Source organism: Stenotrophomonas africana, assembly GCF_013004645.1.
Classification (GTDB): Bacteria; Pseudomonadota; Gammaproteobacteria; order Xanthomonadales; family Xanthomonadaceae; genus Stenotrophomonas; species Stenotrophomonas africana.
In genome coordinates, this window is the sequence record NZ_JABEME010000007.1 from 1 (window position 1) to 17,376 (window position 17,376).

The 17,376-nt window shown below is 65.7% G+C and carries 17 protein-coding genes; 6 read left to right on the forward strand and 11 right to left on the reverse strand.

Annotated elements, in window-relative coordinates:
* Positions 1–180: 180 nt before the first annotated feature.
* Positions 181–1,548: an adenylosuccinate lyase gene (gene purB / locus HLA98_RS13090; RefSeq protein WP_049445689.1), complete on the reverse strand. Its 1,368-nt coding sequence runs from the start codon at positions 1,546–1,548 to the stop codon at positions 181–183.
* Positions 1,549–1,841: 293 nt separating this feature from the next.
* Here purB and HLA98_RS13095 point away from each other — a divergent pair, with 293 nt between their 5' ends.
* Entirely contained in the window at positions 1,842–3,266 is a 1,425-nt protein-coding gene (locus HLA98_RS13095; RefSeq protein ID WP_057500641.1) for a class II fumarate hydratase, read from the forward strand.
* Between the two features lie 104 nt (positions 3,267–3,370).
* On the opposite strand, the gene HLA98_RS13100 is transcribed toward HLA98_RS13095, so the two are convergent.
* From HLA98_RS13100 to HLA98_RS21455, 7 genes are all read right to left on the reverse strand, one after another.
* Positions 3,371–3,796, reverse strand: coding sequence for a hypothetical protein (locus tag HLA98_RS13100; protein ID WP_049445685.1), 426 nt, complete (start codon positions 3,794–3,796; stop codon positions 3,371–3,373).
* A gap of 99 nt (positions 3,797–3,895) precedes the next feature.
* On the reverse strand, positions 3,896–4,507 hold the full coding sequence (locus HLA98_RS13105; protein WP_057500640.1) for a DUF2884 family protein: 612 nt from the start codon (positions 4,505–4,507) through the stop codon (positions 3,896–3,898).
* Between the two features lie 30 nt (positions 4,508–4,537).
* On the reverse strand, positions 4,538–5,425 hold the full coding sequence (locus HLA98_RS13110) for a GIN domain-containing protein (RefSeq protein WP_057500639.1): 888 nt from the start codon (positions 5,423–5,425) through the stop codon (positions 4,538–4,540).
* A 25-nt stretch (positions 5,426–5,450) separates the two neighbouring features.
* On the reverse strand, positions 5,451–6,479 hold the full coding sequence (locus tag HLA98_RS13115) for an ABC-2 transporter permease (protein ID WP_049445678.1): 1,029 nt from the start codon (positions 6,477–6,479) through the stop codon (positions 5,451–5,453).
* Complete coding sequence (locus tag HLA98_RS13120) at positions 6,476–7,351, reverse strand: ABC transporter ATP-binding protein (RefSeq protein ID WP_057500638.1); 876 nt, start codon at positions 7,349–7,351, stop codon at positions 6,476–6,478. The genes HLA98_RS13115 and HLA98_RS13120 overlap by 4 nt, the downstream gene beginning before the upstream one ends.
* Positions 7,351–7,710, reverse strand: coding sequence for a GntR family transcriptional regulator (locus tag HLA98_RS13125; RefSeq protein ID WP_006453095.1), 360 nt, complete (start codon positions 7,708–7,710; stop codon positions 7,351–7,353). The genes HLA98_RS13120 and HLA98_RS13125 overlap by 1 nt, the downstream gene beginning before the upstream one ends.
* 2 nt (positions 7,711–7,712) lie before the next feature.
* The gene (locus HLA98_RS21455; RefSeq protein ID WP_080354825.1) at positions 7,713–7,952 is read right to left on the reverse strand and encodes a hypothetical protein; all 240 of its coding nucleotides are present in this window, start codon (positions 7,950–7,952) and stop codon (positions 7,713–7,715) included.
* A 368-nt stretch (positions 7,953–8,320) separates the two neighbouring features.
* Here HLA98_RS21455 and HLA98_RS13130 point away from each other — a divergent pair, with 368 nt between their 5' ends.
* From HLA98_RS13130 to HLA98_RS13150, 5 genes are all read left to right on the forward strand, one after another.
* Complete coding sequence (locus tag HLA98_RS13130) at positions 8,321–8,908, forward strand: glutathione peroxidase (RefSeq protein WP_049445672.1); 588 nt, start codon at positions 8,321–8,323, stop codon at positions 8,906–8,908.
* A 96-nt stretch (positions 8,909–9,004) separates the two neighbouring features.
* Positions 9,005–9,982 carry an FKBP-type peptidyl-prolyl cis-trans isomerase gene (locus HLA98_RS13135; protein WP_049445670.1) on the forward strand — a complete coding sequence of 326 codons (978 nt, stop codon included), beginning with the start codon at positions 9,005–9,007 and terminating at the stop codon, positions 9,980–9,982.
* A gap of 23 nt (positions 9,983–10,005) precedes the next feature.
* A complete protein-coding gene (locus tag HLA98_RS13140; protein WP_049445668.1) occupies positions 10,006–11,355 on the forward strand; it encodes a UDP-glucose dehydrogenase family protein in 1,350 nt (449 codons plus the stop codon).
* Positions 11,348–11,587, forward strand: coding sequence for a SlyX family protein (locus HLA98_RS13145; protein ID WP_057500637.1), 240 nt, complete (start codon positions 11,348–11,350; stop codon positions 11,585–11,587). The genes HLA98_RS13140 and HLA98_RS13145 overlap by 8 nt, the downstream gene beginning before the upstream one ends.
* Before the next feature lie 10 nt (positions 11,588–11,597).
* Complete coding sequence (locus HLA98_RS13150; RefSeq protein WP_049445665.1) at positions 11,598–12,278, forward strand: DUF2058 domain-containing protein; 681 nt, start codon at positions 11,598–11,600, stop codon at positions 12,276–12,278.
* Positions 12,279–12,326: 48 nt separating this feature from the next.
* Here the strand turns inward: HLA98_RS13150 and HLA98_RS13155 are convergent, their stop codons facing one another.
* The 3 genes from HLA98_RS13155 to HLA98_RS13165 all read right to left on the reverse strand — a co-directional run bounded on the left by HLA98_RS13155 (position 12,327) and on the right by HLA98_RS13165 (position 17,376).
* Positions 12,327–13,514 carry an MFS transporter gene (locus HLA98_RS13155; RefSeq protein WP_057500636.1) on the reverse strand — a complete coding sequence of 396 codons (1,188 nt, stop codon included), beginning with the start codon at positions 13,512–13,514 and terminating at the stop codon, positions 12,327–12,329.
* An 86-nt stretch (positions 13,515–13,600) separates the two neighbouring features.
* Positions 13,601–16,285, reverse strand: coding sequence for a methionine synthase (gene metH, locus HLA98_RS13160; protein ID WP_057500635.1), 2,685 nt, complete (start codon positions 16,283–16,285; stop codon positions 13,601–13,603).
* Positions 16,282–17,376, reverse strand: a complete 1,095-nt coding sequence (locus tag HLA98_RS13165) for a homocysteine S-methyltransferase family protein (protein ID WP_057500634.1) — start codon at positions 17,374–17,376, stop codon at positions 16,282–16,284. The genes metH and HLA98_RS13165 overlap by 4 nt, the downstream gene beginning before the upstream one ends.

The following is a 17,376-nucleotide window of genomic DNA, read 5'->3' on the forward strand; positions in this document are numbered from 1 at the left end:
GTTGGCGCCATGGATGGCGCCATCGAGCCCCCAGGGACGGGTTCACGGCGTGTCCCGCTGGCCCATCCCGACCCGCCCCGCTAGCAGCAATCCAGAGCCGCTCTTGACGTTGATGTTGCCGTTGCCGTTGCCGTTGCCTGCCGCAGGCAGCGCCCGCGGCCGCCGCCGCAAGAAAACCCCTTAAATCTTCTTCGCCAGCGACTCGGCCAGACCGGTGTAGCTGCCCGGGGTCATCTCCAGCAGACGCTGCTTCGCATCCGCCGGCAGCTCCAGCCCCTGCACGAACGCACGCATCGACTCGGCCGTGATGCCCTGGCCACGGGTCAGCGCCTTCAGCTGCTCGTACGGGTTCGGCAGGCCGTGGCGGCGCATCACCGTCTGCACGGCTTCGGCCAGTACTTCCCAGGCCGCGTCCAGATCGGCGTCCAGGCGCTGCGGGTTCACTTCCAGCTTGCCCAGGCCCTTGGCCAGCGAATCCAGCGCCACCTGGCTGTGGCCGAACGCGGTGCCCAGTGCACGCAGCACGGTGGAATCGGTCAGGTCACGCTGCCAGCGGCTGATCGGCAGCTTCGCGCTGAAGTGCTCGAACAGCGCGTTGGCGATGCCGAAGTTGCCTTCCGCATTCTCGAAATCGATCGGGTTGACCTTGTGCGGCATCGTCGACGAACCGACTTCCCCTTCCTTCAGGCGCTGCTTGAAGTAGCCCAGCGAAACGTAGCCCCAGATGTCACGGGCCAGGTCGATCAGGATGATGTTGGCGCGACGTGCGGCATCGCCGATCTCGGCGATGTTGTCGTGCGGCTCGATCTGCGTGGTGTACGGGTTGAACACCAGGCCCAGGCCGGTCACGAAGCGCTCGGCGAAGGCCGGCCAGTCCACGTCCGGGTAGCTGGCGATGTGGGCGTTGTAGTTGCCCACCGCGCCGTTGATCTTGCCGGTCAGTTCGACCGCGGCAATCTGCCTGCGCTGGCGTTCCAGGCGGGCGACCACGTTGGCCAGCTCCTTGCCCAGGGTGGTCGGCGAGGCGGTCTGGCCGTGGGTGCGCGACAGCATCGGCTGGCCGGCCTGGGCGTGGGCCAGGCTGCGCAGGCTGTTGGCGATGCCGTCCAGGGTCGGCAGCAGCACCTCGCGGCGGGCCTGTTCCAGCATCAGGCCGTAGCTGAGGTTGTTGATGTCTTCGCTGGTGCAGGCGAAATGCACGAATTCCAGCGCCGGGGCCAGCTCGGCGTCGTCCTTCAGCTGTTCCTTGATGAAGTACTCCACCGCCTTGACGTCATGGTTGGTGGTGCGCTCGATCTCCTTCACGCGCGCGGCCTGGGCCGGGCTGAAGCTGGCGGCCAGCGCGCGCAGGCGGGCGATGGCAGCGTCGGAGAACGGGGCCAGTTCGACGATGCCCGGCTCGGCGGCCAGGGCCAGCAGCCATTCCACCTCGACCGTGATGCGGGCCTTGATCAGGCCGTACTCGGAGAAGATCGGGCGCAGGGCGTCGACCTTGCCGGCATAGCGGCCATCGAGCGGGGACAGGGCGAGCAGGGCGGAATCGGACATGTCGGCAGGGCTGGGGCGAGCGGCGGGGGCCATATTCTACGACGTGCCGGTCAGGTAGTGCCGGCCGCTGGCCGGCAAGCACGCCCGGCCTACGCTTCCATGGAGTGCCGGCCAGCGGCCGGCACTACCCCTGCGCGTGCACAACGGCCGTGCAGACGGAACGATCTGGCCCGCCCTCGTCATCCCACGCTGCGGGCAAGGGAGTATCGTTGGCGCAGCCGCCAGCCCGGGAAGCGACACCCTGCCAGCCGCCGCTTCCCTTTCCCCAACTGAAGTAGTGCGGAGTTGATGCAATGAGCAAAGCTGCAAGCAAGGGTTTCAGAATCGAACACGACAGCATGGGCGAGCTGCAGGTGCCTGCGGACGCCCTGTGGGGCGCCCAGACCCAGCGTGCCGTGCAGAATTTCCCAGTGTCGGGCCAGCGCATGCCGCGCGGTTTCATCCGTGCCCTGGGCCTGGTCAAGGGCGCTGCCGCCGGCGTAAACGCAGAGCTGGGCCACCTGCCGAAGACCGTGGCCAAGGCCATCCAGACCGCTGCCGCCGAAGTGGCCGCCGGCAACTGGGATGCGCACTTCCCGATCGATGTCTACCAGACCGGTTCTGGCACGTCGTCGAACATGAATGCCAATGAGGTCATCGCCACGCTGGCCAACTGTGCCGGCAAGGCGGGCAAGACCCCCGTGCACCCCAATGACCACGTCAACCAGGGACAGAGCTCCAACGACGTGATTCCAACTGCGCTGCGCGTGTCGGCAGTGTTGGCGACGCATGAGCAGCTGCTGCCGGCGCTGGTGCATCTGCGCAGGACCCTGGACAAGAAGGGCCGCAGCCTGCGCAAGGTGGTCAAGACCGGCCGTACCCACCTGATGGACGCGATGCCGCTCACCTTCGAGCAGGAGTTCGGCGCGTGGTCTGCACAGTTGGCCTCTGCCCAGGAGCGCATCGAAGACAGCCTCAAGCGCGTGCGCCGCCTGCCGCTGGGCGGCACCGCCATCGGCACCGGCATCAATGCCGATCCGCGCTTTGGTGCACAGGTGGCCAAGGCGCTGAAGCAGCAGACCGGCTTCAAGTTCGACAGCGCCGAGAACAAGTTCGAAGGCCTGGCCGCGCAGGACGATGCAGTGGAGCTGTCGGGTCAGCTCAATGCACTGGCGGTGGCCCTGATCAAGATCGCGAATGATCTTCGCTGGATGAACGCCGGGCCGCTGGCCGGGCTGGGCGAGATCGAACTGCCGGCGCTGCAGCCGGGCAGCTCGATCATGCCGGGCAAGGTCAATCCGGTGATTCCGGAAGCGACCGTGATGGCCTGTGCGCAGGTGATCGGCCACCACACCGCGATCACCGTGGCCGGCCAGACCGGTAATTTCCAGCTCAACGTCACATTGCCGCTGATCGCCGTGAACCTGCTCGATGGCATCGGCCTGCTCGCCAACGTGTCCACCCTGCTGGCGGACAGCGCGATCGCCGGGTTGAAGGTGCGCGAAGACCGCGTGGCCGAGGCACTGGCGCGTAATCCGATCCTGGTCACCGCGTTGAACCCGATCATCGGCTATGAGAAGGCTGCGGCGATTGCCAAGCGTGCCTACAAGGAACAGCGCCCGGTGCTGGACGTGGCACTGGAGGACAGCGGGTTGGCCGAAGCCGAGCTGCGGCGCCTGCTGGACCCGGCCGCGCTGACCGCTGGTGGCATCCACGCCGGCGGCGGTGGTGGCGGTTGATCTGCCGGTTGTAGAGTCGAGCCACGCTCGACTGTTGTTCCGGAGTCGAGCATGGGCTCGGCTCTAGGGAAACGAAGAACGCCGCCCTTGGGCGGCGTTTTTCTTCAGCGACGGTCGGCCACGATGTTGCCGAAGGTGTCGGTGTAATCCTTGAACTCCGGGATGCGCTGGATCAGATCCGCCGGAATCACTTCCATGCCCTCCGGCGGCTGGATCTTCACCGGCTGCATGTTGGGATCGGCCGGCGCGGCCACCAGGGTGTTCTGGCGAAGCACCTGCAGCTTGCCGAACATGGTCTGCAGCATCTGCTTCTGTGCGTCGTCCAGCGGAATCTGGATCTCGTCCATCTTCATCGTGCCGTCGGCGAGGATGATGATGTTCGGTGCCGGCGGGCGACGCACGGTGACCATGCCTTCGCTGACGGAAATCTTGGGCTTGCCGCGCTCGGCGCGGTGGTTGCGGTACTCCTGGTCACAGCCGACCAGGCCGAGGCAGAGCAGGGCGGTCAGCAGCAGAAACAGCTTCTTCATGACATTCGGTTCGGGCCGTCCGGGGGCCCCATTGTAAGCCCGCCAACGCAGTGCGACCGGCAACGGAAGGCCGCTGCCGGTCCGGTGCGTCGATGTGTCTCACTTGGAGAACGTGACCGAGTTGTTCTTGCCGCAGTCGTCCACGTCGCTCTGGTCCATCGTTGCGTACGGCTTGAAGGCCGGCAGCTCGCGCGCCAGAGCCTGCTGGCTGGCCAGCATCGCCGGCAGGCGTTCACAGATGCGCTTGGCCTGGCTCTCGATCTTCGCGGCTTCGGCGTTGATGCGCTTCTCGACACCTTCGCTGTCGCCGCTGAAGATGCCCTTCAGAGCTTCACCGGCCGCATTGGCCCCCAGCTTGGCGCCGGCCAGGCCGACGTCCATGCCATCCATCGCGATGGCGACCACGTGGCCACGGTACTCCTGCAGGTGGCGGCGCTGGGTGTCGTTGACGGTGACCTCCTTTCCCGCGATCAGCAGGCGGCCATCCGGGCTGATTTCCGCGCGCGGCTGCTTGTCGGCCGAGATCTTGATGTTGCCCTGGGCGATGTCCTTGCGGGCATCGTCCATGGCTTCCTTGACGGTCTGGCCGACGCCACTGGTGGCTTCAGCGACGCTCTTGCCGACGGTCTTGTCGGACGAGGACGAGGTGCCGCCGCAGGCGATCAGCGGCAGGGACAGCAGCACAGCGGGCAACAGGCGCAGCAGGTTCATGGTGGTCCCCTGGAGGTGTCTGGAAGTGGATTACTTGCTGCGCGGCAGGGTGACCTTGCCGCTGACATTGCGATGATCGACGTCACCGCTGCCGCTGTGGTCGACGGTCAGGCTGCCGCCAACGCCGTCGACCTGGATGTCGCCCGAGCCGTGGCTGCGGACGTGCACATTGCCGCCGATGTCGGCCAGGTCGATGCCGCCGGAGCCGACCACGCCCACCTCGACGCTGCCCTTCACCCGCTTGAACTCGATATCACCGGAGCCCACGGTATCCAGCCGCGCGTTGCCACGCACATCGGTGATCTTCAGGTCACCGGAGCCGACGGTACCGGTGCTGACGTCGCCGCTGATGTTGCGTACGGTGACATCGCCGGAACCCAGCGACAGCAGGTTCAGGGAGCTGCCGCCATCGATGTTGAGGTCGCCGGAACCCACTGCAGCGTGGATGCTGCCGCGGGTACCGCGGGCCACGGCGTCACCGGAGCCGACGTCCATGCTGAGCGACTGTGCGTTTTCCACGCTGGCATCGCCCGAGCCGACCTTGAACTGCAGCGGCAGGTTGTCCGGCACGCTGCCGCGGATATCCAGCCAGGCATAGCTGTTGCCCAGGCTGATGCCGCTTTGGCGGCCGTCGCGGCGCAGGCTCACCACCAGCTTGTCGCCCACCTTGCGCTGGTCCAGTACCAGCTGGTCCAGCCATTCCTGGCTGGAGGCACAGGCGCGCCCTTCCAGCTGACCGCCGCCGGCGCTGGCGACCACCTTCAGGTCATGCTGATTGACCTCGAACACCACCGTTCTGGCACCGGCCACGTCCAGCTTCAGCGCGCGGGCGGCAGTGAACTTGCAGTTCGGAGCATCGGCGGCCAGCGCCGACAACGGCAACAGCAACAACGCGGAACAGGCGAGCAGGGAACGCATGGGTGGTGCCTCCGGATGGATGGGATCAGATCTCGCCGGCGCGCTTGCGCAGGCGGATGGCAAGGAAGATGAACACTGCACCGACGGCCGCACCGATCCACAGTTCCGGCATCGCCAGCGACTTCAACTGTGAAGCCGGGGACATCAGGCTGACCACCGAGTCCAGGTCGCGGCGCGAACCTTCACCGGCGCTGAGCCGATACAGCAGGTCCATGCCAGGGACACCGCCCAGCAGCAGGCGGCCGACGATGTTCTGCCAGAACCAGCCGGTGGTCAGGCCGAACAGCGGCATGATCTTGGTGGTGCTGACGATGACACCGGCAAACAGCGGCAGCATCACCGCCCACAGGAACGGCTTGCTCTTGGCCCAGGCCGAGCACAGCAGCAGCCAGCCGGCGGTGGGCAGCGCCCACAGGGCATAGACCGGAATCCAGGCCAGGTGGCCTGCGGCCAGGGTCAACGGGCTGGCCGGACCCCAGATCAGCGCCATCGGACTGCCGCCGTGCATCAGCGCGACGACACTGATGATCAACATGAAGCCGAACATGGTGATGATGCCGGCGATGACCGCGATCAGCGGTGCCACGATCAGTGCGCTGATCACCTTGGACAGCACGGTCTGGGTATCGGACAGCGGCAACGACTTCCAGAACAGGATGCTGCGATCGCGGCGATCGTCGTACAGGGCGCCCAGGCAGTAGAAGAACACGACGAAGGCCAGTACCAGGAACGGCCACGCCGAGCTGAGCACCAGGGTCAGGTCCAGGCCATTGCCGAGATCGGCCAGATCCTTGCCGTTGATGTTGCGGGTGAGCAGCGCCAGGTCCAGGCCATTGACGTTCACGCTTTCGCCATCGACATGCAGGGCGCCGTTGCGCGCTGCGCGGTTCAGCGCGAACAGGCCGAAGGCGATGCCCACGGTGCTCATCACCAGCGAGATCAGGCCGGCGATCAGCGGGGCATACAGGAAACCGCCGCGGTTCTCCCAGTACTCGCGCTTGAGCAGCCAGCGCAGGGTACCCAACGGGCTGACGGGGTGGTTGACGGCATTCATGCGTAGGTCCCCTTCATGATGGCGACGAACAGGTCGGCCAGGCCCGGGCTGCGGGTCTCGCCGAGGGTGGAGAGCTGGGTGCGCGGCACGCCATCGAACAGCATCACGGTCTTGCCGAACGCCAGGCTGCGCTCGTCGATCGGCTTCAACGCGCGGGCCGTTTCGAGCTGGTCGGCATTGACCAGCAGCTCGGTGTAGCGCTGGCCGACCTCGTCCATTTCCGCATCGAGCACGATGCGGCCATCACGGATGAACATCACGTCGCTGAGGATGTGCTCGATCTCTTCCACCTGGTGGGTGGTGACGATGATGGTCTTCTGTTCGTCGAAGTAGTCTTCCAGCAGGCGCTGGTAGAACTCCTTGCGATAGAGGATGTCCAGGCCCAGGGTGGGCTCGTCAAGCACCAGGACGCGGGCATCGATGGCCATCACCAGCGCCAGGTGCAGCTGCACGATCATGCCCTTGGACAGTTCGCGTACACGCTGCTTCGGCTGCAACTTGGTGTTGGCCAGGAAGCGCTCACAACGGGCGCGGTCGAAGCGCGGGTGGACGCCGGCGACGAAATCGATCGCTTCGCGGACCTTCAGCCAGCGCGGCAGCACGGCGACGTCGGCGATGAAGCAGATGTCCTTCATCAGTTCGTCGCGATGCAGCCGTGGGTCGCGGCCGAGCACGCTCAGGTCGCCTTCCACCGAGGTCAGGCCAAGGATGGCCTTCAATGCGGTGGTCTTGCCGGCGCCGTTGGGGCCGATCAGGCCGACGATGCGCCCACTCGGAACGCTGAAGCTGGCGTTGTCGAGGGCGACGGTGGTCTTGTAGGCCTTGCGCAGGCCGCGGGCGGTGATGACCGATTCACTTGCAGTGCTATTCATCAGACTTTCCCCTGGGGCAGCAATTCATCAAGGCTCAGGCCCAGGCGCTGGATGCGCTCCAGCACGGCCGGCCATTCTTCGTTGAGGAAACGGTCGCGCTCGCTGCTGCGCAGCTGCGTGGCCGCCTGCTCGGTCATGAACATGCCCAGGCCGCGGCGCTTCTCGACCAGGCCTTCGTCGGCCAGTTCCTGGTAAGCGCGCGAAACGGTGATGGGGTTGAGTTGATAGTCGGCGGCCACCTGGCGCACCGAAGGCAGGGCATCGCCCGGCTTGAGGATTCCGTCGAGCATCATGGCGATCACGCGCTCCTTCAACTGACGGTAGATGGGAGCGCCGTCGCTCCACTGGATGTCGCTCATATTCAGCTCCGTGGGGTCAGCGGCTGGGCGAACGAGAAATACGGCATGGACAGGGAGCTGTGCAGCCGACGCGGGGGAGGGGGGGAGGAGGGGTTGGCGTTCCCTGCCGGAGAGGCGGTCGCGTCCTGCGCACTGTCAGCGGAGTCGGAGAGGCTGGGCGCGGCCAACCAGGCCAGCACGATCAGGGTCGAAACAGCAGCGGCCGCGGGTGCGGTGAGGTTGCGACGGATCCGGACGTTCATGGCTTCCCCCTGTCTCAGGTGACTGGTGTTGTATGCAACTATAACACCGGCACGCCTACGTGCAACCCCTGCCGTCCCCAACTGATGGCAGGGGGCAGTCAGATTGCTGAAATATCCCTTTATTCAATTGATTTATAAAGAGAAACAAAGCTGTCGCAGCGGGCAAGCCGCACCCGCCTTCCATTCAGTGATGTCCATGCTATGTCATCCCGGCACTGCCGATCGCGCCCGTGCAGCGCATTCGCCACGCCGCGCAAAGCCCTGCTGGGCCGATGCCATCAGGGGCGCCGGAGCCCGGTGCTATAGTTCGGCCGATTCCCGGCCGGCAGTGGCCGGGCCTTGTGAATGGCTACCGCGGACCACTCCTGATGCCCCTGTCGACCGTTTCCCCGCGCCGCCTGCGCGGTCTGTCCCTGCTGGCCTTGTTGGTGGCCGGCATTGCCGGTTCCACCAGTGCGCTGGCCGCCGATCTGCTCGACCTGGACTACCGGCCGCTGGCCAGCAAGCAGCAGGTCAACCTGCAGCAGCGCTACCACGGTCAGGTGCTGCTGGTGGTCAACACCGCCAGCAAATGCGGCTACACCCCGCAGTACGAGGGGCTGGAGGCGCTGCAGAAGCGCTATGCCGGCCGGGGTTTCGCGGTGCTGGGCTTCCCGTCCAACGACTTCAAGGGCCAGGAACCGGGTGATGAGAAGCAGATCCAGGACTTCTGCACCCTGACCTACGGCGTCAAGTTCCCGATGTTCGAGAAGGTGCATGTGATCGGCGCGGAGGCGACGCCGCTGTACCAGCGCCTGACCGCGGCCACCGGCGTGGCGCCAGGCTGGAACTTCCACAAGTACCTGGTCGGCCGCGATGGCAAGGTCATCGCCCAGTTCGCCAGCAAGGTGACGCCGGACGATCCGCAGCTGACCGCGGCTATCGACAAGGCGCTGGCCGCAGCGGCCACGCATTGATATCCGGCACGCATGCCTCGACATCGACGGCATGCGTGCGACAATGTTCCTTTTCGCGCCGACGTCGGCGCCCAGACACTTCCAGGAATGCAGCGAATGAAGATGGGAATGCGCGGCGCCGCGGCGTCGGTTCTGATTCTGGCGATGGGCACTTCGGGTGTCGCTCTGTCGCAACAACCGGCTGCCCCCGCAGCCGCCAAGGAGACCGCAACCTTGAATTCCCCCAAGCAGAAGCTCGGCTACGCCATCGGCCTGGACGTGGCCAAGTCGTTCACCCCGATCGCCGATGAGATCGACGTTGCCGCCCTGCGCACCGCCGTCGAGCGCTCGTTCGAAGGCCTGCAGCCGCAGATCACCCAGGAACAGGCCAAGGCCACCGATGCCGCGCTGCGCCAGGTCGTGATGGCCCGCAGCGGCCAGCAGGTGCCGGGCGTGGCACCGGGCTCGCAGCCGGCGAAGGTCGACCGCGTCAAGGTGTCGCAGATGATTGGTTCGTACTCGGTGGGTCCGTCGCTGGCGCAGTTGAAGGACGACATCGACGTCGCCTCGCTGTTTGACGCGATCAGCACCGGCCTGAGCAAGGGCCAGCCGAAGATGACGGAAGCTGACGCGACCGCCACCATTCAGGCCTTCATGGGCAGCAAGCAGGCCGAAATGCAGGCCAAGGCTGCCGCCGCGGCGCAGACCAACCGTGAGGAAGGCAATGCGTTCATGGCCAAGAACAAGACCCAGCCGGGCGTGGTGACCACCGCGTCGGGCCTGCAGTACCAGGTCATCCGCCCGGGCAGCGGCGAGCGTCCGCTGCCGAGCAGCAAGGTGCGCGTGAACTACGAAGGCAAGCTGCTCAACGGCACCGTGTTCGACAGCTCCTATGGTCGTCAGCCGGCCGAGTTCGGTCTGGACCAGGTGATCAAGGGCTGGACCGAAGGCGTCGCGCTGATGCCGGTCGGTTCGAAGTACCGCTTCTGGATCCCCGGCAACCTGGCCTATGGCGAAAACGGCACCCCGGGTGGCCCGATCGGCCCGAACGCAACTCTGACGTTCGACGTCGAGCTGCTGGGCGTTCTGCCGTAAGTCATCCAGGAGCGAATACGGATATGCGCGTTGCGATTTTTGGTACCGGTTACGTTGGACTGGTGACCGGTACCTGCCTGGCCGATGTTGGTCATCAGGTGGTCTGTGTCGATATCGACCAGGCCAAGGTGGATGGCCTCAACCAGGGCATCATCCCGATCTATGAACCCGGCCTGGAGCCGATGGTGAAGGCCAACCATGCCGCAACGCGGCTGGCGTTCACCACCGATGCCGCGGCCGCCATCGATCATGGCCAGGTGGTGTTCATCGCCGTCGGCACGCCGCCGGACGAGGATGGCAGTGCCGATCTTCAATACGTGCTTGCCGTTGCCCGTACCATCGGTCGGCACATGAGCGTGCCGACCGTGGTAGTGAACAAGTCGACGGTGCCGGTCGGCACCGCCGACAAGGTGCGTGCCGCCATTGCCGAAGAGCTGGCCACGCGTGGCGCGGACATCGCGTTTGACGTGGTGTCCAACCCGGAATTCCTGAAGGAAGGCGATGCGGTTGCGGACTGCATGCGGCCGGACCGCATCATCATCGGTGCGGCCAATGAAGAGTCGGTGGCGGTGATGCGCCGCCTGTATGCGCCGTTCAACCGCAACCATGACCGTGTGGTGGAAATGGACGTGCGTTCGGCGGAGCTGACCAAGTACGCGGCCAATGCGATGCTGGCGACCAAGATTTCGTTCATGAATGAAATCGCCAACATTGCCGAACGCGTCGGTGCCGACGTCGAGCAGGTCCGCCAGGGCATCGGTTCGGACCCGCGCATCGGCTGGCACTTCATCTATCCGGGCGCCGGCTACGGCGGCTCGTGCTTCCCCAAGGACGTGCAGGCGCTGGCCCGCACCGCCCAGCAGTATGGCCTCGAGCCGAAGCTGCTGAACGCGGTGGAAGCGGTCAATGACGCGCAGAAGGGCCATCTGTTCGCCCTCATCCAGCGCCATTACGACAAGGGCGAAGACGAAGGCGTGCGCGGCAAGACCTTTGCCGTGTGGGGCCTGGCGTTCAAGCCGAACACCGACGACATGCGCGAGGCCTCCAGCCGCCGCCTGCTGGCGCAGCTGTGGGAAGCTGGTGCGACGGTGCGTGCCTACGATCCGGAAGCGATGCACGAATCGCAGCGCATCTTCGGTGAGCGCGATGACCTGGTGTTCTGCAACAGTGCCGATGAAGCACTGCAGGGCGCCGACGCGCTGGTGGTGGTTACCGAGTGGAAGCAGTTCCGCAGCCCCGATTTCCAGAAGCTGCGCGAGCAGCTGAAGGATGCGGCGGTGTTCGACGGGCGCAACCTGTACGAGCCGGCCGAAGTGGAAGCCGCAGGCCTGGCCTACTACGGCATCGGCCGGGGGCGCTCGCTGCATGTCTGATCTACCGTCCGAACACGAGCAGGCGCTGGAAGCGCGCCTGGTCGAGCTGGAAATGCGCGTGTCTTTCCAGGAGCAGGCGCTGGCCGAGCTGAGCGATGCGTTGGCCGACGCCCGCATGCAGGGCATGCGCAACGCCGATGTGCTGCGCGTGCTGCTTGAAGACCTGGGCAAGGTCCGCAACGCACTGAATTCTTCCGATCCGGCGAGCGAACCGCCGCCGCCGCACTACTGATCCGAATCCTATGAGCGATACCCTCCGCGACCAGCTGATGGGCCTGGGCTTCAAGCCGGCGCCCAAGCCCGAGCGCAAGAATGATGGCCCCCGCCGTGACGGCCGCCCGCAGGGCAAGGGTGGCAATGGCAATGGAAAGCCGCAGGGCGCAGGCAAGGGCGAGCACAAGCCCGGCGAGCGCCGTGGGCAGGGCCATGGTGGTCCGGGCAAGCCCGGTGGCCAGCGTGGCCAGGGCCAGCAGGGCCCGCGCAAGCCGCGCAGCGCCGAAGAGATGGACCTGGCCAAGGCCTATGCCATCCGTGCGCAGCGGGAGAAGGAGGAGCGCATCGAGACCGAGCGCCTGAAGCAGGAAGAGGCGCGCGTGCGCCGCGAGGCGAAGGCCAAGCTGGAAGAACTGCTGAAGGACAAGAGCCTCAATGCCGAAGCGGCGGACATTGCCCGCCACTTCCCGTATGGCGGCAAGATCAAGCGCATCTACGTGACGGCCGAACAGCTGACCGCGCTCAATGCCGGTGAGCTGGGCGTGGTCCAGCTCAATGGCCGTTACCTGCTGGTGACTGCCGAGGTGCTGGCACAGTCCGAGGCGGTGTTCGCCGCATCGGTGGCGCTGAAGGTCGATCCGAATGCGCCGGCCGAGGAAGATCCCTACGCCGACCCGCAGTACCAGGTGCCGGACGACCTGGTCTGGTAATCAGGCCAGCAGGATGATCGAAACGCCGGGCACTGCCCGGCGTTTTCGTTACGGGGCATGCATGCTGCTGCGGCGTGCGCGGATCAGCGGCAGGCTCAGCGCGAAGAAGCACAGCACGGCGCCGACCAACGCGAAGCCGCTGCCGGCAAGGAAGGCCGTGCGGCCGTCATCGATCTTCCACAGCTGGCCGGCAATGAGCGCGCCCAGCACGCCGCCGACACCGGACGAGAAGCCGTACAGCAGGCCTTGGCCATGGCCGTTGAGGCGGCCCGGGAAGTAGGTCGCCAGCATCTGCATTGCCGCTGCGAAGAAGGCGGCGAATCCCAGCGCATGCGCGCTCTGCGCGACCAGCATCACTGGCAGGTTCTGCGGGAACAGGGCAGTGACCGCCCAGCGCAGGCAGGAGCTCACCAGTGCGATCAACAGCATCCAGCTGGCGTCGTAGCGGCGGAAGAAGCGGCCGATGGTGAAGAACAGGCCGACCTCGAACACCACGCCGATGGTCCACAGCAGGCCGAGCGTGGACGTGCGGTAGCCATGGTGGTCCATGTAGACCGAGAAGAACGTGTAGTACGGCCCGAACGAGAGCTGTTCCATGAAGGCGGCAAGGAAGAACGCCAGCACCGGTGGCCGCCGCACGATCTGCCAGAATCCGCTGGCATCGCCTTCGGCCTTGCCGACGCCGCGTGCGTAGTGGTTGCTGAAGGCGGACACCACCATCAGGGCGAACAGTGGCAGCATCATCCACGGCAGCAGCCCGGCGTGGCTGGTGGTGCCGTCGCCCTCGATCAGCCACCCGAACAGGGTCACGACGGCGATGAATCCGAGCGAGCCCCAGACCCGGATCAATCCGTAGCGATGGCTGTCGCTGCCCAGGTGGGTGAGGGTGATCGACTCGAACTGCGGCATCACCGCGTTGTAGAAGAAGCAGAACACCACCATCGCCGGATACATCCACGGCTGCGGCAAGGGAAGCAGGAACGCTGCGAAGCTGACCAGGGTCAGGACGCAACCGATGCGCAGCAGGCGGATCGGCCGTGGCGAGGCCGCCGCCAGTGAGGTCCAGGTGCTGGGCGCGATCACGCGGGTGGCATACCAAAGACCCATCATCACGCTGATGGCGGTCACGCTCATGCCGCGCGCGGTCAAAAACAGGCTCCAGTACGGAGTGAACGCGCCCAGCGCCGCGTAATAGAACAGGTAGAAGCTGGAAAGGCGGGCAACGGGAACGGTCATCGCGGAATGATGAAGCAAAAAGGGGACGGAGGGGATTAAGTCGTTTGTGCCCAAAACAACTTAATCCCCTCCGTCCCCTTTCTGCGTCATTCGGGATCGTAGTCGAGGTTGGAGGCCAGCCAGCGTTCGGCCTGGGCGCGGTCCACGCCTTTGCGGCGGGCGTAGTCGCTGACCTGTTCGCGGCTGAGTCGTCCCACCACGAAGTACTGGCTCTGCGGATGACTGAAGTAGTAGCCCGACACCGCGGCCGTGGGCAGCATCGCGAAACTCTCGGTCAGCTCCATGCCGGCGTTGGCTTCGGCCTGCAGCAGGTCGAACAGCCGGCGCTTCTCGCTGTGCTCCGGACAGGCCGGGTAACCGGGGGCCGGACGGATGCCGCGGTACTGCTCGTCGATCAGGGCTTCGTTGTCCAGCGTCTCGGCCTGCTCATGGCCCCAGAAGTCGGTACGCACGCGCTGGTGCAGGCGTTCGGCCAGCGCTTCGGCGAAGCGGTCGGCCAGTGCCTTCAGCAGAATCGCGTTGTAGTCGTCGTGGTCGGCTTCGAAGCGCGCCACATGCGCGTCGATGCCGATACCGGCAGTGACGGCAAAGGCGCCGATCCAGTCCTGCTTGCCGCTGTCGGCCGGCGCGATGAAATCGGCGAGGCAGAAATCCGGGCGCTCGGCCGGCTTGTCCACCTGCTGGCGCAGGAAGTGCAGGGTGGTCTCGCCCTGCGGATGCCGCACGCGCACGTCGTCGCCGACGCTGTTGGCCGGCCACAGGCCGAACACGGCCTTGGCGGTCAGCCATTTCTCGCCGACGATGCGCTCGAGCATCGCGCGGGCATCCTTGTACAGATCGCTGGCCTGGGTGCCGACGATCTCGTCGGTGAGGATGGCCGGAAACTTGCCGGCCAGTTCCCAGGCCTGGAAGAACGGCGTCCAGTCGATGTAGTCGACCAGTTCGGCCAGCGGGTAGTCGTCGAATACGTGCAGGCCGGGCTGGTTCGGTGCCGGCGGCGTGTAGCTGTCCCATCCTCCCTGGAATTTCTGCCCGCGTGCATGTTCCAGCGTGACCAGGCGCTTGGCGTCGCCACGGTTCCGGTGGCGGGCGCGGATCTCGGCATAGTCGGCCTCGTTGGCGGCCACGAAGGCATCGCGCAGGTCACGCGAGATCAGCGACTGGGCCACTCCGACCGCGCGCGAGGCATCCTTCACCCACACCGTGGGCGCCTTGTAATGCGGGTCGATCTTCAGCGCGGTATGCGCACGCGAGGTAGTGGCGCCACCGATCAGCAGCGGCAGCTCGAAGCCCTGGCGCTGCATCTCGCGGGCGACGTGGCTCATCTCCTCCAGCGATGGAGTGATCAGTCCGGACAGGCCGATCAGGTCGGCGTTGTGTTCGCGGGCGGCATCGAGGATTTTCTGCGCCGGCACCATCACGCCAAGGTCGACGACCTCGAAGTTGTTGCAGGCCAGGACCACGCCGACGATGTTCTTGCCGATGTCATGCACATCGCCCTTCACCGTGGCCATGATGATCTTGCCGTTGCTCTTGGCGGTGTCGCCGCTGCGTGCCTTCTCCGCCTCGATGTACGGCAGGAGGTAGGCCACGGCCTTCTTCATCACCCGCGCGGACTTGACCACCTGTGGCAGGAACATCTTGCCGGCGCCGAACAGGTCGCCGACCACGTTCATGCCATCCATCAACGGGCCTTCGATCACGTCCAGTGGGCGGCTGGAGGCCTGCCGGGCCAGTTCGGTGTCCTCTTCCACGAAGGCATCCAGGCCGTGCACCAGTGCATGCGCCAGGCGCTGCGCCACCGGCTTCTCGCGCCAGGCCAGGTCTTCGGTCTTCGCCGCGCCCTTCCTGCCCTTGTAGCGCTCGGCGATTTCCAGCAGGCGCTCCGTGGCATCACTGCGGCGGTTCAGGATCACATCCTCCACGCGCTCCCGCAGTTCCGGTTCCAGTTCGTCATAGATCGGCATCGCGCCGGCGTTGACGATACCCATGTCCATGCCGGCGGCGATGGCGTGGTACAGGAACACCGAGTGGATGGCCTGGCGCACCGTTTCGTTGCCACGGAACGAGAACGAGACGTTGGAGACGCCACCGGAGACATGGCAGTGCGGCAGCGTCTGCTTGATGATGCGGGTGGCTTCGATGAAATCCACTGCATAGTTGTCGTGCTCTTCGATACCGGTCGCGACGGCGAAGATGTTCGGGTCGAAGATGATGTCCTGCGGCGGGAAACCGATCTCGTCGACAAGGATGCGGTAGGCGCGGGTGCAGATCTCGACCTTGCGCGCGCAGGTATCGGCCTGCCCGGCTTCATCGAAGGCCATGACCACCGCGGCGGCGCCATAGCGCAGGACCTTGCGCGCGTGTTCGCGGAACAGCGCCTCGCCCTCCTTCAGCGAGATCGAGTTGACCACGCTCTTGCCCTGCAGGCACTTCAGGCCGGCCTCGATCACGCTCCACTTGGAGGAGTCGACCATCACCGGGATGCGGGCGATGTCCGGTTCGGACATGATCAGGTTGAGGTAGCGGGTCATCGCCGCTTCCGAATCGATCAGGCCCTCGTCCATGTTGACGTCGAGGATCTGCGCGCCGCTGGCGACCTGCTGGCGGGCCACGTCCACCGCTTCTTCGTAGCGGCCTTCCTTGATCAGCTTGCGGAACTGCGCGCTGCCGGTGACGTTGGTGCGTTCGCCGACGTTGATGAACAACAGGTCCGGGGTGATGACCAGCGGCTCCAGGCCGGACAGGCGGGTGTAGGGCGAGGTGCTCATGCGGCCTGCTGCTCCTGGGAACCGGGCAGGGCGCGCGGCGGCAGCCCGGCCACGGCCTGGGCGATCGCGCGGATATGGTCGGGCGTGGAGCCGCAGCAGCCGCCGACCAGGTTCAACAGGCCATCCTCGGCGAAACCTCGCAGGGTGGTGGCCATTTCTTCGGGCGTTTCGTCGTACTCGCCAAAGGCATTGGGCAGGCCCGCGTTGGGATGCGCGCTGACATGACAGTTCGACACCTGCGACAGGGTTTCCACGTGCGGGCGCATCGCTTCCGCGCCCAATGCGCAGTTCAGCCCGATGGACAACGGGCGTGCATGTGCCAGTGACGCATGGAAGGCCTCGGCGGTCTGGCCGGACAGGGTGCGACCGGAAGCATCGGTGATGGTGCCGGAAATCATGATCGGCAGCCGCGCACCGCGTGCGTCGAAGGCTTCTTCAATGGCATACAGCGCGGCCTTGGCATTGAGCGTGTCGAAGATGGTCTCGACCATGATCGTGTCGGCACCGCCGTCGATCAGGCCGTCGATGGCTTCGCGGTAGGTGTCGCGCAGTTCGTCGAAGCTGGTGTTGCGGAAGCCGGGGTCATTGACGTCGGGGCTGATCGAGGCCGTGCGGCTGGTCGGGCCAAGCACGCCGATGACAAAGCGCGGTTTGTCCGGCGTGCTCGCAGTGGCGGCATCGCAGCAGGCACGAGCTACCGCAGCGCCCGCCTTGTTCAGCTCATAGACCAGGTGTTCGAGGTGGTAGTCGGCCTGACTGACCGAGGTGGCGTTGAAGGTGTTGGTCTCGACCAGATCCGCACCGGCTTCGAGATAGGCGGTATGGATGTCGGCAATGACCTGCGGCCGGGTCAACAGCAGCAGATCGTTGTTGCCTTTGAGATCGTGACCTTCCGGTGTGCCGTGGTCGCAGCCGGGGCCATGGGCGTGGTCGTAACCATCGGCGAAGCGCTCGCCTCGGTAATCGTCTTCCTGCAGCCCATGGCGCTGGATCATCGTCCCCATCGCGCCGTCGATGATCAGGATCCGCTGGCGCAGGGCGTCGAGCAGGGCATTGACACGATCAGGATGCAACCAGGGCAGGGCGGACAT

Bases quoted from the DNA above. Each gene is read 5' to 3' on its own strand.
- HLA98_RS13100 (WP_049445685.1), bottom strand. From the start codon at position 3,796: ATGAAGAAGCTGTTTCTGCTGCTGACCGCCCTGCTCTGCCTCGGCCTG.
- HLA98_RS13120 (WP_057500638.1), bottom strand. From the start codon at position 7,351: ATGAATAGCACTGCAAGTGAATCGGTCATCACCGCCCGCGGCCTGCGC.
- HLA98_RS13135 (WP_049445670.1), top strand. From the start codon at position 9,005: ATGAAGATGGGAATGCGCGGCGCCGCGGCGTCGGTTCTGATTCTGGCG.
- HLA98_RS21455 (WP_080354825.1), bottom strand. From the start codon at position 7,952: ATGAACGTCCGGATCCGTCGCAACCTCACCGCACCCGCGGCCGCTGCT.
- HLA98_RS13140 (WP_049445668.1), top strand. From the start codon at position 10,006: ATGCGCGTTGCGATTTTTGGTACCGGTTACGTTGGACTGGTGACCGGT.
- HLA98_RS13095 (WP_057500641.1), top strand. From the start codon at position 1,842: ATGAGCAAAGCTGCAAGCAAGGGTTTCAGAATCGAACACGACAGCATG.
- HLA98_RS13150 (WP_049445665.1), top strand. From the start codon at position 11,598: ATGAGCGATACCCTCCGCGACCAGCTGATGGGCCTGGGCTTCAAGCCG.
- metH (WP_057500635.1), bottom strand. From the start codon at position 16,285: ATGAGCACCTCGCCCTACACCCGCCTGTCCGGCCTGGAGCCGCTGGTC.
- HLA98_RS13145 (WP_057500637.1), top strand. From the start codon at position 11,348: ATGTCTGATCTACCGTCCGAACACGAGCAGGCGCTGGAAGCGCGCCTG.
- HLA98_RS13155 (WP_057500636.1), bottom strand. From the start codon at position 13,514: ATGACCGTTCCCGTTGCCCGCCTTTCCAGCTTCTACCTGTTCTATTAC.
- HLA98_RS13130 (WP_049445672.1), top strand. From the start codon at position 8,321: ATGCCCCTGTCGACCGTTTCCCCGCGCCGCCTGCGCGGTCTGTCCCTG.
- HLA98_RS13165 (WP_057500634.1), bottom strand. From the start codon at position 17,376: ATGTCCGCCCTGCCCTGGTTGCATCCTGATCGTGTCAATGCCCTGCTC.
- HLA98_RS13115 (WP_049445678.1), bottom strand. From the start codon at position 6,479: ATGAATGCCGTCAACCACCCCGTCAGCCCGTTGGGTACCCTGCGCTGG.
- HLA98_RS13110 (WP_057500639.1), bottom strand. From the start codon at position 5,425: ATGCGTTCCCTGCTCGCCTGTTCCGCGTTGTTGCTGTTGCCGTTGTCG.
- purB (WP_049445689.1), bottom strand. From the start codon at position 1,548: ATGTCCGATTCCGCCCTGCTCGCCCTGTCCCCGCTCGATGGCCGCTAT.
- HLA98_RS13105 (WP_057500640.1), bottom strand. From the start codon at position 4,507: ATGAACCTGCTGCGCCTGTTGCCCGCTGTGCTGCTGTCCCTGCCGCTG.
- HLA98_RS13125 (WP_006453095.1), bottom strand. From the start codon at position 7,710: ATGAGCGACATCCAGTGGAGCGACGGCGCTCCCATCTACCGTCAGTTG.